Here is a 15116-nt window from a genome sequence, read left to right as displayed (position 1 = left end):
CCATCCTTCATAACTCTTTTAAAGGCTAATTTGCACCCGACATTAGCCTTTAAATTTCATGTTTTTCTAAAAATGGACGATTAGAAATTCGTTATTTCGCATCTTTAATTCAGTTGAGTTGAATTTTGCGCTGCCTTGCTTACGAGGTCTATTTATGAACATGCTTGTACTCCCACTACGCCAACACTTATGTATTCTCAGCCTATTTAGCATATTAATTACAAGTGGCTGTCAGTTGGTGAGTTTGAAGAAACAAACACTTCACACCACTATTTCTAACGAACGTAATAGTATTCTTACCCAAAAAAAATTAAGTGAAGCCAGTCTAAATGTTTTATATATGTCTGGTATGGATGCAAAAATTTGCATGCAGACTCCAGAAATATGTATTGCTGATTTAGAGAAGATTCCACAGATACAGGGAGAGCAATTTTTATCTACCGCCAGTGAACTCTATCTTTCAAAAGCTTTAGCTCTTTCAGAATCTTATAATTGCCAAGCAAACAATGAGGATTGTTTGGAACAAGAACTTCAAGCTTTAGATAAGAGTATTCGCTATAGCTATGCTTATTTATTTAAATCGTCTCGCCAGCCGCAAGATCGTATTTTTGATAACCGACAGGTGCAAATCCGAGATTTTTATAATCAGGCACTCAACCAATTAGTAAATACCTATAGTGAAAAAAATGCTTCTGCAACAATTCCCTCCGAGATAAAAATTGGTAAAAGTACATATAAGATTGATATTGACTCTTATCAAAAACTACAAGGTAAACAGCTGGAAAAATTCACCTCAAGTTACAACATGAATTTTTCTGGTTTAAGAAGCATTAACCGTCGTGATGGTTTTGGCTCAGATTTTGTGGCAGTTTTACACGCTAACGAAGAGACGTCTGAAAAAGAAACCCCATATATTCTTGATCCTCTAGCTTACAATTATCCAAATGGCATCAATCCAAATATCCATAAAGCCCATTACCTTGCTTCTACACTGGTGGCCCAACCAAAAAATGAGGTAGCGTCCCAGAGCGACATATTAAATAGTCCAGATTTCAAAATAAAAATCTATGATCCTTACAATGTTGAAAAAATTAATGTTGCGGGCAAAGAATACTCTTTAGCAGCAAACTTCTCTGCACCTTATGGTTTATGGCTAGCCGAGAATAATCTTGGTGCAGCAGCATATTTAACGCTGATTGACCGTAATCAACGTTTAAACATGCCGCATTTATATATGCTTGAACCCTATAACCCCAATAAAAAAGTAATTGTATTAGTTCACGGACTTGCCAGTAGTCCTGAGGCATGGATTTCGGTAACCAATGAAATTATGGGAGATAAAACCTTACGTGAGCATTATCAAGTTTGGCAAATATTTTACTCAACTAATATGCCTATTTTGGAAAGTCGTTTTCAAATTTACGCATTACTCAAGCAAGCATTTGGATCTCTTAATCCAGAAGACCCCGCTGCCACTAATGCCGTTTTAATTGGTCACAGCATGGGAGGAATTATTAGCCGACTATTAGTGAGTAATGCCGACATTTCAAAAGAAGCTTTGCCTATGATGAGTCAACATGCACAAGCACGTATGAGAAAACATCCAGTCATTGGTGAACGTTTAAAAATGCAGGCCATTCCAAACTTTGATCGTGTCATTTTTCTTGCAGCGCCTCATCGTGGAACAAGCTATGCCGATCGCTGGTTTACTGTAACAGCACGAAAAATTATTCGATTACCTTCTACTTTTTTAAAAACATTAACCGATACATTGACGAGCTATGATGATGACCTTAAAGACTTTGTAAGAACAATCAACAATAAACTTCAAAATGGGCCTAGTGATCTGAGTAATAAATCTGAGTTTATGGAACTCACCTCAGGCATAACGCCGAAAGAAGGATTAGTTTTCCACTCTATTATGGGTAATATCACAAAAAGCGATGATCCAAACACCATTACAGACGGTATTGTTCCGTATAAAAGTGCTCATTTGGATGGCGCCATTTCAGAAAAAGTCATTAAAGGTGGACATTCAATTCAATTAAAGCCTGAATCAGTCTTAGAGCTTCGTCGGATCTTAAGTCAACATTTAATCGATCATGGTTTATATAACTTAAAGAACTAAAAATAAAAAAGCTAAAGTGAAATCACTTTAGCTTTTTTCTATCTATTGCTCAGTTTCTTCTATGCGTTTACGAATTTCTTCTCGCCATTTTACGGCGTTTTCTTGTTGTTTATTCAACAGGACGCCGAGCATGTAAGCAGTAACAGCCGCACCAATTAAAGCAATTCCACTTTCATAAATAATATCAATAACAAATTCCAAAACACCTTCTGATAGAAAATCTAAGCTCCCTGAAAATTTAAGGAATTTCGCAATTGCTACAATTACGATTCCTAATAATGCTCCAGTCCATAAGAATATTTTATGGATATTAATAGGCGCTGTGACTTGGTCAATTTGGTCAGGATATTTTCGGTAGTACTCAACTTCATCCACCGTCACTTTGGCAGATGACTTAAATAGTAATTTAATAAAAAGTGTATCTTGATCAAGTTTTGAATTTTTATTCATAGATACCGTACTTTATAAATTTTCTATTCTTTCATCTTACCTATTGTTGTTCACTACGCAACTACTCTTGAAGATGTAACCATTCCTAGAGCTTTAACATCCCTGTATTTACATTTTTATTGAGTATTCGATTATTTAAATTTAGCTTAGGCCATTTAAAATCATTAATACCGTTTGCTCCATTTGCTTTTGTCTCTGTTGATCAGTGACACCTTGAATACTAAACGCCCAATAGGCTTCAAACAAACAAACTAGTACATATGCAGCCGAGCTAATCGCTTCTGGAGTCGCTTTTGGATATTCTTGTGCCAATTGATTTTCAAAATCCGGAAGCCAGTGCTTTGTCCAAAGTGTATGGAGCATCTGCTGAATAAATGGATTTCTCGCACTTTGAGCCACCAACTCAAACCAAACTATTAAATCATCTTGAGTCCGATACACTTCGGGTGTGAACATCATGATGATTCGCTCGCTCAATAGTTTACCACTAAAACGATGAATAATTTCAGTACCCATTTTCGAAATGTAATGTTCAATAAAAGCATTCATTAATTCTGAACGTGACGAGAAATAATGATGTACGAGAGTACGTTGCATGCCTGAAGCTTCCGCTACTTTGGCAAAAGTAATTCCTTCTAGCCCTTCTCTCGCCACAACTGAAACAGCAGCTTGAAGAATTTCATAAGACCTTTCTTGGGCTTTACTCGGCCTTCCTATTTTATTTTCCATCATCATCATAAATAAAAAATTGTTTACTAATTCATCATAGCATATTATTTTACTGACATGACAGTCAATTAATTACAAGGAAGTCATATTATGAAAATTCTTGGCCTTGATGCAGGTAGCCAAACGGAAGCTACTACATCAAAAATCTTAACGAATAGTGAAATGACACATGCTGCCATTTTGGAAATTGTAAATATCTTTGGACTGGTTGCCTGTATTGTATTAGCCCTTATTGGCTGGATATACGGCGCTAAATTCCTAAAGAAAAAGAATATCTTGCTCGGTTTAGAGTGTTGGATCGTTGCTTTCTCTGCGACAAACTTTGTCTCTTATATGCTGACAAGTTCGAATATTAATTTTTCAATTACCATGTTTCTCGATTCATTCTCGCGTAGTTTCGGTATGCCGATTATTGCTGTACTTGGTCTAATGGCACTCACCCATAATTACAAACCGTCCGCTTTTAAGGAAGTCATGCTGTTCGCATTTTCATTTGCCGGCACTTTTGTAGTCTTTCTGGCAGATTTTTTTCAAGAAATACGTCCGTATTTTTACGTCACCATGTGGGTCTTCCTTGTGATTTATCTGTTCTATTTCATTATTTGCTTAGCACGTGCCGGAGAGATTTTTCATGCATTGACCACCACAATAACCGCTGTGGTGAGTTTGGCAGTAGCAGTTGTATATGACTTTTTCCCGATCCCTGGCGACGATACCCATATGATTTTCATGACTTGGGCTTTCGTAACATGGGGCTATGCCATCATTCAGTTGTATTACGCCTATGATGCCCTTGAGCGCTCACAAAAAGTTTCCATTCAATCTTTTATTCCAGCCCGCCAGTAAAACGTACTAAGAGCATTGTTTTTAAAAAAGATTAAAGCCTGTGCTCTAGCACTAAGAAGTTATACAGAAGGATAGCGAATGAATTATTCAAATGAACAAGTGATGAGTGGCTACCCTGAATCTATGCCATTTCGTCTTTTAGGTGGCTGGATAGAACAGCCTAGCGACCTTCAACCTGAGTTAGTTGGTTCGGTCAGCGCAGATGTCATTGTGGTTGGTGCTGGTTGTGCCGGGTTGTCGACAGCTCTTGAACTCACGGCTCGTGGTGCAAAAGTCATCGTACTTGAGCAAGAGTTCGGTGGTTTCGGTGCCAGCGGTCGTAATGCTGGCTATCTGCTTGGTAGTATGGGAATTGAATTCGAAGTGTTCGCCAAGCGCCTCGGCGTTGAACGTGCAAAACAGTTTGTCAATTTCTACGATGAGGGCGTGACCTATGTTGAAAAGCGTCTGGTCGAGTTAGGCATCGATTGTGATTACAATCCTTCTGGCATTATACGGGCTGTCATAGATCCTTCGCAGGAAAAATGGTTACGCCGCAGTATGAGAGTTGGTGAGGAGCTAGGATCCCGTACTCGCTTTGTAGATCAAGCCGAAATGCGTGCTCGCGGGATTCCACCAGCTTTTCTGTTTGGTAGCGAACAACGCGGCGGGACGCTAAATCCCGGTAAATACGTGAGTGGTTTACGCCGTGCAGCCATTCAGGCAGGTGTTAAGATTTATGAAAAAACTCCATTACTCTCTTATAGCGAAGGACCAATCATTACCTGCAAAACCGCTCGCGGTAGTGCCAGCGCACCCATCATGGTGTTAACCACAAATGCTTTCACACCTCAGTTGGGAATGCTACGTGATAAGGTTGCTCCGATACGAGTTTCGGCAATTGAAACCCAAAAATTAACTCCGAAACAATTAGAATCGCTGGGTTGGCCTAGCCGAGAAGGTATTATTACACCGCATCTCATGATGGAAAGCCATCGACTAACTGCACACAACACAATGGTGTTGACAGTTAAGAAGTTGAATTATGTTTACGGTTCAAAAACTCCGAACGTACCAGATCACGACGCCTATGCGGCACTCGCACAGACATTACGTGAACGTCACCCAACCTTGAAAGGTCTTGGTATTAAGCACTGCTGGAGTGGTTACGTTAGTGTGGCTTATGACTTTTTGCCTGTGGTTGGATCGACTGGGCCACATCAAAATATTATCTATGCAGCGGGCTGTACGGGACATGGGCTTGCGACTCAGTCGCTCATGGGACAGCTTCTTGCCGAGAAAATTAAAGGAGTAGAAAACCCTATTCTAAAAAACTTATACCACAAGACCCCTTCTACGCTACCTGAACCACTCCAGTGGTGCGTATTTAAAACAGGTTTCAAGGCAGCAGCATTCTATGACCGTCTAACTGACCGCAAAGCGCTTGCTGCTAAAAAATGATTTATAGAACTAAGCATTTTTTAGTGCGATAAATCATAAATGGAGTACAGAAATGTATTCCATTTTTAGTTTTATCTTGAGACCTCTAAAGATTGTGCTACAAAACTTCTGGGATAATGTAGGCACCCTAGCAATTGAAGATCCTTTTAAAATCAAATGATTGAAAACTGATTTTCAGTATAGTAATTGAACTCGATAAGAAATTGGCTAGTTCAATCATGATCTTTTTATAATTTTTACTTCTAACAAGCACGAAGATGAACTGCCTTTCAAATTTAGAATGATAGATAGAAATAATTTATGTGTTCTGTTTCATACGTTGAATATCACGCTGTGGAGATTCTCCAAATAAGCGAGAGTATTCACGGCTAAATTGCGATGCACTTTCATAGCCCACTAAACTAGCCGCCCTTCCTGCATCTAGATTTTGATTAAGCATTAAATGACGAGCCTCTTGTAGACGAAGTTGCTTTTGATATTGCAACGGGCTCATTCCTGTTACTTCACGAAAATGCTGCCTGAAAGTTGATGGACTCATAAAAGCTTTTTCAGCTAAATCATCCATGCGAATGGGTTGAGCAAAATTGTTTTTTAGCCAGCTCACGATTTGATGAATTTTTTGATTGACTGAGCCAGATTTCACCAGTTGACGTAAATAAACGCCTTGAGAGCTATTTAAAAGTCTTATAATAATTTCTTTTTTAATTAAATCAGCTAGATGTGGAATCATTATTGGTTCATCTATCAACTTGACCAATCTAAATACAGCATCCGTAAGCGGTATATCTGCTAACTCAACTGTAAAAGATTCATGTGTATCATCAGAATAAGTTGGTAATTCTTTTACAGACAAATCTGCAATAACCTCATTTACCATTTTAAGATCTAATCGTAGTAAAAGAGCTAAAAACGGTTTTTTTAAAGATGCTTCTACAACATGAGATGTGACAGGTAAATCAATAGTGGTCAACATACTGTGACCTTCATGACATTGATAAACCTTATCTCCAATAGTAACTTCTTTTTGTCCTTGTAAAACAAGTCCTAGTCCTAGGCTATAAATACAATGTGTACTCTCAGTTGGACTTATTCGACTATGAAAAGAAAGCCCCGAAATAATAGACTCATGCTCACCTTCAACTTCGGCAAAATCTGAAACCTTTTGAATAAGTTGATCTATATTTTTGCTTCTTTGGGCAAAGGAGGCAGACATAAAAAAATTTAAATCCAATCAAAAACTACAATAATTTTTATCATCTGTAATGAATGCAGTAAATAATTGTTTAGTTAAAATAATTAAAAAATCAAACTATTAGAATTATTGAGTAGCCATATTGATAAAAGAATATCTTGTGTATGTTTATAGCCATTCCATAACACTTAAACTTAGAGCAGGTTTAAACCTGCTCTGGTTGACGTATAGGGAACCAACCCTTTCTGATCTTGATTTCATGCCATAAATGATCTGGAATGTGTAATTCAGGGTCCTTTTCAAGCTCTAATTCTGTGGAAATCTGATCGGCCTGATCATTAGCGGTCAATTCAACCCAGTCTGGATTCATTACAAGTGCTTTACCAATTGCGACTAAAGGTAGCCCAAGTGCTAATGCTTGTAGCGCTTGATGTGGTGTTCGAATTTTTCCAGCCGAGATGAATGGAATTCTATAATTCACATGTTCTATGATGCTTTGAATAGCCAGTTTTTCATCAACACTATCGACAGGTTTGCTATTTAAAATATCAGTTAATGAAACATGTAAATAATCGATACCTGAGTCAATTAAACAATCTATAAGCTGCAAACTGTCGCTAATTCGCAATCCATTTTCATCGTATTCTTCAACAGAGATGCGATAACCCAAAGCAAATGGCCTTTTGGCATATTGTTTAATTACACGTTTTACTTCTTTTACGATTTCCAACGGGAAACGCATACGCTTCTCTAAAGAACCACCCCATTCATCTTGACGTTGACTAAACAACGGCGATAAGAAATTCTGAATTAAGAATCCATGTGCTCCATGTAGTTCTATACCATCAAACCCAGCTTCTATCGCTCTACGCGTTGTTTCACCAAAAGCATGAATAGCCTCTAAAATTTCTTCATGTGATAAAGCACGGGTCGTCATCTGACTATCGACAAAGGAACCTGTAGGTGTGTTTAATGCACTGGCACTGATCACATCTGCATTTGGAATTAAATCAGGTATCGCTTTATTGCCCGCATGAAAAATTTGTAATATTGCTGGCGCTCCGCCGCTTTTTGCAGCTTGAGCTAATTTTTTTAGACTCGGTATAAAACGATCATCAAATGCAGCAAATTCATTTGTAAAGCCAATACCATTTTCTTGTACATGGGTACAGCCTGTAATGACCAAACCAATACCGTTCACTCGCTGACGGATGTAGTTCAACTCTTGCTCTGATACCGTCCCATCAGGATTGGCTGACCATGTTGTCATAGGCGCCATAATGATTCGGTTACGCAATTCAATGTCTGGCGTTAAAGCAAAAGATTCAAATAATTTAGAATATTCAATTGTCATGAATTCATCTCATAAAAATATTTTCTAAGAAAAAGTATAAATTGAGAGGATTGATGCAAATTGCCTAAACTGAAAAGTTGTTTGCCTATTTTGCTGAGATACATCTTGAATAAAAGACGTTTAATTAATTAACGGCGTAAAAAATCGGGACTATTGCCCCGATTTTTTAATTCAATTAAAGATTGTTTTGATAAAAAGGAATGAGCTTATCTAAAGCAACTTTTACTGGTTCAGGTTTGTCATATAAGTCGTAATGTGACCAACCATCGACAACAACTAATTCTTTATTTTTAGATGCTGCACGGTTAATAATTTCAAAACCATCACGGTAAGCACCGAAACCACCCGGTTTACTACCGACAATAATCATTAAAGGTTGAGTTAATAACAGTTCAGCTAAATGGAATGCATCCCAACCCACAGCAACAGCGTTTCGAGAAAATAAAGTTTTATTTACACCATTTGGTTTTTCACCACGCGCTGTACGGTAGTATTCAGTCGCTTCTAGTGGATCAATATCAGCATTGTCTGCTTTTGCAGCTTCGACAGTAGGATATAAACCTTGATCTACTCGAAGCTCCGCACCACGAGCTTCTGCTGTTCTTCGAGCCGCAATTGCTTCTAAAAACGCAATTGGATTGCCTGCGCTGGCTTCACGCATAACGCGACCGTAGTTTGCACCAGTAATTGTACCGACCGCTTTAATACGTCTTTCGGTCATTGAGGCATTAATTGAATAGCCACCACCGCCACAAATACCAAGTACGCCAATGCGATTTTCATCAACATAACTCAAAGTCACAAGATAATCGACCACCACACTAAAGTCTGCAACACGTAATGTTGGATCTTCAATATAGCGAGGTTCGCCGCCACTCTCACCTTGAAAACTTGCATCAAAAGCAATCACCACAAAGCCAGCTTTTGCCAATGCTTGACCGTATACATTGCCAGAAGTTTGTTCTTTACAGCTTCCAATTGGGTGTGCACTAATAATTGCTGGATATTTTTTTGTTGAATCAAAATCTGGTGGGAAATACAAATCGGCAGCAATATCCCAATAGGTATTTTTTATTTTTACTGATTCCATCTTTTCACCTCATCAATATCTGTAATAAATAAGTACACTTGCTTGATGAATTCAGTCTACGGTGAAGTCGTTTATTCAATTTGCCTAATTTTAAATATTGTTTGCCTATTTCGAGCTTTAATTATCAAAATATGGTTTTTTAGAACCTACTCTTTACTTGGCTGTATTTTCTTTTAGATCTTTTTGTGGCGTGATCCCAAATAAACGTACATATTCTCTTGTGAACTGAGACTGACTTTCGTAACCAACTGACTCAGCAACTCTTCTTATCTCAATAGATTGCATTAACATCAACTTGCGAGCCTCCTGTAACCTTAACTGCTTCTGATATTGTAGCGGCGTCATTCTTGTGATTTCTCGAAAATGGTTCCTAAACGTTGCCGGTGTCATGTTTGCTTGATCAGCTATTTCATCAACACTGACATCATTTAGAAAATTATTTCTTAACCATGAAATGACTTTAAAAATATTCTTTTCACTCACACTTATTTTTATTAGGTTTCTTAGGTAGTCACCATGTTTACCTAATAATAATCGAACAATAATTTCATGTTTTATAAGTGGAGCTATTTGAGAAATCATTGAAGGGTCTTCTACTAAATCGACTAAACGATCTAAAGCCTCAATCAGTCCTATATCCATTTCCTCAATCGAAAAAGATGGAATATTTGAAGTAACATGAATATTTTCCATGCTACCAGCTATTTCTGTGATCATTCCGATATCTAATTTAAGCATCATTCCAAGAAAAGGTTCTGAATATGATGCCTGTGTTACTCGACTTACTGCTGGCAAATCAATGGTCGTTAACATGGTTTGGCCACGGCTATAACTAAAAATCTCATTTCCAATAAGAACTTGCTTTTCTCCTTGTAAAATGACCCCAAGACCTAAATCATAAATGCAATGTATGGACTGTTTGTTCGTCCGTCTATGTAGGGAAAAACCTGAGATCTCTGTTTGAAAATCTTCATTTTGAATCAACCCATCAACTTTACGAGCTAAGGCTTTGGTCTTCTCTATGACTGGGCTTAGATCATTTATTAAAGTCATCTTATTTCAAACCCAATTATCCCAACTATTGTTTAAAACTATAGATCTCTCTAATCATTAGTCAATGCTAAAATACTTATGACTACCGCTGCCTATCTTTATTTTAAAAAATTACATTTCATAAGTTTAATATTTAAACGATTTGATTAATAAACATATACATCCTTTTCATAAATTTTGTTTTACGTTTACCTTAAATCTTTAACTTCAAGTGATTACATATGACTAAAAGAACAATAAATATTTATGGCGCGAGACAAAATAATCTTAAAAATATTTCGTTGAAAATCCCTAAACATGAAATCGTCGTTTTTACTGGAGTGTCTGGTTCAGGTAAATCTTCTTTAGTTTTTGAAACCATTGGTGCAGAGGCTCAAAGACAAATTAACGAAACTCAAGACAGTTTTGTGCGCAATCGTTTACAGCATTTTGGGGTAGCTGATGTTGATAAAATTGAGAATTTGAATGTGCCCGTCATTATTAATCAAAAGCCTTTGACGGGTAACATCCGCTCAACAGTGGCAACAATTACTGATATTTATGCCAATCTGCGCTTATTATTTTCACGTATGGGCGAACCGTTTGTTGGATATTCAAACGTTTTTTCTTTTAATCATCCTAATGGTATGTGTCCACAATGTGAAGGTATTGGTCTAGAGCAAAAAATTGATATTTATAAAATCTTAGATTTAGATAAATCCTTAAATGAAGAAGGTGCTATTGATTTTCCTACCTATCAACCTACCGCATGGCGTTGGACACGATATGCAGATTCAGGTTATTTCGATTTAGATAAAAAATTAAAAGATTATAGTGAAAAAGAATGGGACTTGTTTTTGAACGCTCCTCCGCACAAGCCTTTAAACCCAACAAGTAAATGGAGAAAAACTGCACTTTATGAAGGATTAATTACCCGATTTGAACGTAACTTTTTAAAAGGTGAAGCGCAGGAAAGAAATCGTTATCGAAATAAACTTGAGCAGATTATTACAACCAAAGAATGCTCTTTATGTAAGGGACAAAGGCTTAATCAAAAATCTTTATCTTGTAAGATTAATGGTAAAAATATTGCTGAATGTACCGCTCTTTCCGTTTCAATGCTTTTAGAGTTTATCGAATCGATAAAAAGTGAAAAATTTGAAACCGTTTTGCATGAAATAATCAATAAACTCAATAACTTAAACCTCGTTGGGCTTAGCTATTTAAACCTTAACCGTGTGAGCAATACGTTGTCGGGAGGTGAATCACAACGAATTAAAATGGTTAAACATTTGGGTAATAGTCTGGTTGACTTACTCTATATTTTTGATGAACCAAGTATTGGCCTTCACCCAAAAGACTTAGATAATATTATTAAAATTATTCAAAAGATTAGAGATAAAGGAAATAGCGTTTTACTGGTTGAACATGACCCTGATCTGATTAGAACAGCGGATCATGTCATTGATATGGGGCCTCTTTCTGGCATCAACGGCGGTGAAATTATTTACCAAGGCACTTTTGAAGAATTAAAAAAATCATCAGGTTTAACAGGTGAGTTTTTTAGAAGGCCAAATACCTATAAGAAAACACCACGTATGGGCAATGAATGGATTTCAATTAAAAATGCCCATTTATTCAATTTAAAAAATATTGATGTCGACATTCCTAAGAACTGTCTAACCGTGATTACAGGAGTGGCTGGTTCAGGAAAAAGCACATTAATAAGTAAGGTGTTACCCCAACAATATCCTGAAACAAAAGTCATTAATCAATCTGCAATTACTGCAAGCATTCGGTCAAACTTACTGACTTATCTCGACCTTCTGGACTCTATTCGTCAGCTATTTGCGAAAGCCAATAAAGTAAGTGCCAAGCTGTTTAGTTTTAATAGCGAAGGTGCGTGCCCTCAATGTAAAGGTTCAGGCATCGAAAGAATTGAACTCGCATTTTTAGATGATGTTGAAATGACATGTGATGTTTGTCATGGCTCCGGATATGCGCCTGAGGTATTAAAGTATCTTTATAAAGGTAAAAATATTGCTGAAATTTTAAAAATGACGGTTGCAGAAGCAAGTCAATTTTTTGAAGATCGAACTTTACAGCAGCAATTTAACGCTCTGGTCAGCTTGGGGCTAGACTATATTGCAATCGGCCAACGCTTAAATACATTTTCGGGTGGTGAGCGTCAAAGGTTGAAACTCACAAAACAAATCAATGAAACAGATAATATTTTTGTATTAGATGAACCGAGTACGGGCTTACACCCTTCCGATACTGAGAAACTAATTAGTTTATTAAATAACTTGGTTGAGAAAGGCAACACAGTGATTGTGATTGAACACAATTTAGACATTATGAGTCAAGCAGACTGGATTATTGATATTGGTCCATTGGCGGGTGACAAAGGGGGTGAATTGGTGTTCTCAGGAACTGTTAGTGGTTTGCTTTCAGCAGAAAAATCTTTAACAGGCTACTATTTGAAAAAATATCTAGAGCTGTAATATTCTGACTTTATTGCGTTATTTTGTTAAATAAATATTGTTTATATAAATCGATGAAAACTTGCTGACGATCTTGAGTCTGATTTTTGATGTTCATAACAGTCTTTATAATTGATATAAATGAGCAATTATTTTCTCAAAAATACGATAAAAAATTTTGTGAATATATTTGCTCAACATTATTTAATTCACATCAACTATGAGCAAAATTTTGCTCATAGGCATGTTTATGCTATGAATCGAGTTTTAGCAATACTGCTGTATAAAGCGATCCAGCGAGTGAGCTGATTTTTCTTCAGCTCACCTTAAAGCCTAAACAGCCAGATTACTTTTGATAGACTTTCTTTCCATTAAAGATAGTCCACACCACTTTGGTTTCGGCCAACTGTTCAGGTGAAACTTTAAAAATATCTCTATCTACTAAAATCATATCGGCTTTTTTCCCTGCTTCAAGCGTACCGATGCTTTTATCTAAATAAAGTGCTTTAGCCGAATTAATCGTATAAGCCTTAAATACTGTATCTCGATCAATCGCTTCTGCTGGGTTTAAAACCTCTCCTTCCATTCCTTTTCGTGTAATTGCAGTCGCCATGGCGATAAAAGGATTGGCTGTTGAAACTGGTGCATCACTTGCTCCAGCAATTGTTGCGCCGTTCATTAACAGCGAATGTGCAGGATACATGCCCTTATAAGAAGTTGCATCGATATAAGGTTTTACCAATTCTTTATTAAAACTATCTTCATAGGCCCATGCCAATTGCATAGAAGCAATCACATTATTTTGTTTAAAGCGCTTATAGTCATTAGGGTCTACAAGTTGAAGATGAGTAATACTATGTGGGACATTGCTCTGACGCTTTGAGCGAGCGTACTCAAAGGCATTTAAAGATTCGTGTACAGCTCTATCCCCAACAGCATGGATATGAACAAGCATATTTCGCTTATCCGCTTCATCAACAACCTGCTTAAAAGTATTTGGATCGAACAATAGAGTTCCTTGCTTATTACTATTAAAGTACTGACCAAGTAATGCAGCCGATTGGGCTGGAAACTCTAATACTCCATCCGCAAATACTTTCACACCCACTAAATTAAAGTTATCTATGTTTTTATATTTGCTATTGATTGACTCAATGATGTTAAACACTTGGGGCGTACTTTTTGAATTGATTACATGCAAACCAGATACTCGCGCCGTTAACTCTCCTTTCTGAGATAATTCTTTATACATTGGAATCATCCCTAGTGTTTCCTCAGTATTTTTAATATTGGTAATTCCCTTATTTGGACTGGCATTTGCAGCGATATCCATCCATGCAGTAAGGCCCAAACTGTTATAGTATTTGACTGCTTCTTTAGAGCCTTTATAAAGCAGATCATGTGACACAGATGGAATTTTATCACTCACCATATCCCAGCCAGAGTCAATTACAAATCCAGTTGGCTCAAAGTTTTCATTATGTGCAATATTTTGCTGTTCATCTGGGGGTAGTTGCTTAATGAAGTTTGCATCTATACCAGCTTTCTTTAGGAGTGCTTGATTTGCCCAAGCTGTATGATGGTCACTACCCACTAAAGCAATAGGACGATCTTTCCATTCATTATTATTAAATACATTTGAGAGTTGGTCGGCCAATTCCCAATATTCTGATGACAAACCATTTAAAAATAGAACATCTCCAGCAACTCCCGTACCATCGAGACTGGCTTGTTTAAGTTTTGCTTCAACTTTAGAAATATCTATGGTGGTATCACCGCTATCCATAGTGGCTAATATCGCCTCTACACCAGAAGCTAAGGCATGAATATGGCTATCGATTAAACCTGGCATTAGAACTTTATTTTCAAGATCGATAACTTGTGTATTGTTGTCTGCAATTTTTTTGATTTCTTCGTTACTGCCTACTTTTATGATGGTTCCGTCATGGGCAATTGCGATGGCTTGTTGAAGGGAATCTTTATCTTTGGCAGTATAAATTTTTCCATTAATATAAATACTTGCAGCAGCATTATTGTCATCACTATCATTGTTTGCACATCCTAAGTTTATAAAGAGCAAACCTAGGCTAAGTGCTAAAAATCCTTTTTTAAATCTCATTGTTAACTCCAAAAAACATTTAAATTCTAATAATCGTTTTCTAATCTTCTTGTTGATTTATTTGCATCAAGTCTTTGAGTACTCAGGTCTATCCATTGACTACAGTTTTCTTGCTCTTGATACACTTAGATGATTCATTGCGATGCTTTGCACTACTCGCAAAAATCTCTATTTCACTGTTGGGTAAGTTCGTTAGCACTGAGTCCATAATCGCAATTTTTGTTTTTAAGTTTTCCATAAATTAATCTCCATT

Annotated in this window: 11 protein-coding genes and 1 pseudogene; 4 read left to right on the top strand and 8 right to left on the bottom strand. The window is 37.0% G+C overall.

Going from position 1 to position 15116, the window contains the following annotated elements; translation table 11 throughout:
- The first annotated feature begins 154 nt into the window (after nt 1–154).
- Entirely contained in the window at nt 155–2128 is a 1974-nt protein-coding gene (locus F968_RS08795; RefSeq protein ID WP_004792301.1) for an esterase/lipase family protein, read from the top strand.
- 42 nt (nt 2129–2170) lie between these two features.
- Here F968_RS08795 and F968_RS08790 read toward each other — a convergent pair whose 3' ends face one another.
- Nucleotides 2171–2578 (bottom strand): hypothetical protein, encoded by a 408-nt coding sequence (locus tag F968_RS08790; RefSeq protein ID WP_004792299.1) that lies wholly within the window; start codon nt 2576–2578, stop codon nt 2171–2173.
- A 141-nt stretch (nt 2579–2719) separates the two neighbouring features.
- Complete coding sequence (locus F968_RS08785) at nt 2720–3316, bottom strand: TetR/AcrR family transcriptional regulator (RefSeq protein WP_004792298.1); 597 nt, start codon at nt 3314–3316, stop codon at nt 2720–2722.
- 81 nt (nt 3317–3397) lie between these two features.
- On the opposite strand from F968_RS08785, the gene F968_RS08780 reads away from it, so the two are divergent.
- The gene (locus F968_RS08780; protein ID WP_004792297.1) at nt 3398–4153 is read left to right on the top strand and encodes a hypothetical protein; all 756 of its coding nucleotides are present in this window, start codon (nt 3398–3400) and stop codon (nt 4151–4153) included.
- A gap of 78 nt (nt 4154–4231) precedes the next feature.
- A complete protein-coding gene (locus tag F968_RS08775) occupies nt 4232–5593 on the top strand; it encodes an NAD(P)/FAD-dependent oxidoreductase (protein WP_004792296.1) in 1362 nt (453 codons plus the stop codon).
- 298 nt (nt 5594–5891) lie between these two features.
- Here F968_RS08775 and F968_RS08770 read toward each other — a convergent pair whose 3' ends face one another.
- The 4 genes from F968_RS08770 to F968_RS08755 form a co-directional block, all read right to left on the bottom strand.
- Nucleotides 5892–6806 carry an AraC family transcriptional regulator gene (locus F968_RS08770; RefSeq protein ID WP_004792292.1) on the bottom strand — a complete coding sequence of 305 codons (915 nt, stop codon included), beginning with the start codon at nt 6804–6806 and terminating at the stop codon, nt 5892–5894.
- A 184-nt stretch (nt 6807–6990) separates the two neighbouring features.
- Entirely contained in the window at nt 6991–8139 is a 1149-nt protein-coding gene (locus tag F968_RS08765) for an NADH-dependent flavin oxidoreductase (protein ID WP_004792290.1), read from the bottom strand.
- A gap of 175 nt (nt 8140–8314) precedes the next feature.
- Nucleotides 8315–9229 carry an alpha/beta hydrolase gene (locus tag F968_RS08760; RefSeq protein ID WP_004792287.1) on the bottom strand — a complete coding sequence of 305 codons (915 nt, stop codon included), beginning with the start codon at nt 9227–9229 and terminating at the stop codon, nt 8315–8317.
- 153 nt (nt 9230–9382) lie between these two features.
- Nucleotides 9383–10282 carry an AraC family transcriptional regulator gene (locus tag F968_RS08755; RefSeq protein WP_004792285.1) on the bottom strand — a complete coding sequence of 300 codons (900 nt, stop codon included), beginning with the start codon at nt 10280–10282 and terminating at the stop codon, nt 9383–9385.
- A gap of 221 nt (nt 10283–10503) precedes the next feature.
- On the opposite strand from F968_RS08755, the gene F968_RS08750 reads away from it, so the two are divergent.
- Nucleotides 10504–12765 carry an ATP-binding cassette domain-containing protein gene (locus F968_RS08750; protein WP_004792282.1) on the top strand — a complete coding sequence of 754 codons (2262 nt, stop codon included), beginning with the start codon at nt 10504–10506 and terminating at the stop codon, nt 12763–12765.
- Nucleotides 12766–12781: 16 nt separating this feature from the next.
- On the opposite strand, the pseudogene F968_RS20620 reads toward F968_RS08750, so the two are convergent.
- Together F968_RS20620 and F968_RS08745 are read right to left on the bottom strand one after the other, a co-directional pair.
- Nucleotides 12782–12862: pseudogene (locus F968_RS20620) on the bottom strand (transcriptional regulator); the annotation flags it as partial.
- A gap of 228 nt (nt 12863–13090) precedes the next feature.
- A complete protein-coding gene (locus F968_RS08745; protein WP_004792280.1) occupies nt 13091–14863 on the bottom strand; it encodes an amidohydrolase in 1773 nt (590 codons plus the stop codon).
- Between the last annotated feature and the right edge of the window lie 253 nt (nt 14864–15116).

The organism is Acinetobacter sp. NIPH 817, from assembly GCF_000368405.1.
GTDB lineage: Bacteria > Pseudomonadota > Gammaproteobacteria > Pseudomonadales > Moraxellaceae > Acinetobacter.
This window is presented reverse-complemented; position numbering and strand designations above follow the sequence as displayed.

Excerpts from the sequence above, each read along its gene's own strand:
- F968_RS08760 (WP_004792287.1), bottom strand. The coding sequence starts at position 9,229 with ATGGAATCAGTAAAAATAAAAAATACCTATTGGGATATTGCTGCCGAT.
- F968_RS08770 (WP_004792292.1), bottom strand. The coding sequence starts at position 6,806 with ATGTCTGCCTCCTTTGCCCAAAGAAGCAAAAATATAGATCAACTTATT.
- F968_RS08775 (WP_004792296.1), top strand. The coding sequence starts at position 4,232 with ATGAATTATTCAAATGAACAAGTGATGAGTGGCTACCCTGAATCTATG.
- F968_RS08750 (WP_004792282.1), top strand. The coding sequence starts at position 10,504 with ATGACTAAAAGAACAATAAATATTTATGGCGCGAGACAAAATAATCTT.
- F968_RS08780 (WP_004792297.1), top strand. The coding sequence starts at position 3,398 with ATGAAAATTCTTGGCCTTGATGCAGGTAGCCAAACGGAAGCTACTACA.
- F968_RS08795 (WP_004792301.1), top strand. The coding sequence starts at position 155 with ATGAACATGCTTGTACTCCCACTACGCCAACACTTATGTATTCTCAGC.
- F968_RS08765 (WP_004792290.1), bottom strand. The coding sequence starts at position 8,139 with ATGACAATTGAATATTCTAAATTATTTGAATCTTTTGCTTTAACGCCA.
- F968_RS08785 (WP_004792298.1), bottom strand. The coding sequence starts at position 3,316 with ATGATGATGATGGAAAATAAAATAGGAAGGCCGAGTAAAGCCCAAGAA.
- F968_RS08745 (WP_004792280.1), bottom strand. The coding sequence starts at position 14,863 with ATGAGATTTAAAAAAGGATTTTTAGCACTTAGCCTAGGTTTGCTCTTT.
- F968_RS08755 (WP_004792285.1), bottom strand. The coding sequence starts at position 10,282 with ATGACTTTAATAAATGATCTAAGCCCAGTCATAGAGAAGACCAAAGCC.
- F968_RS08790 (WP_004792299.1), bottom strand. The coding sequence starts at position 2,578 with ATGAATAAAAATTCAAAACTTGATCAAGATACACTTTTTATTAAATTA.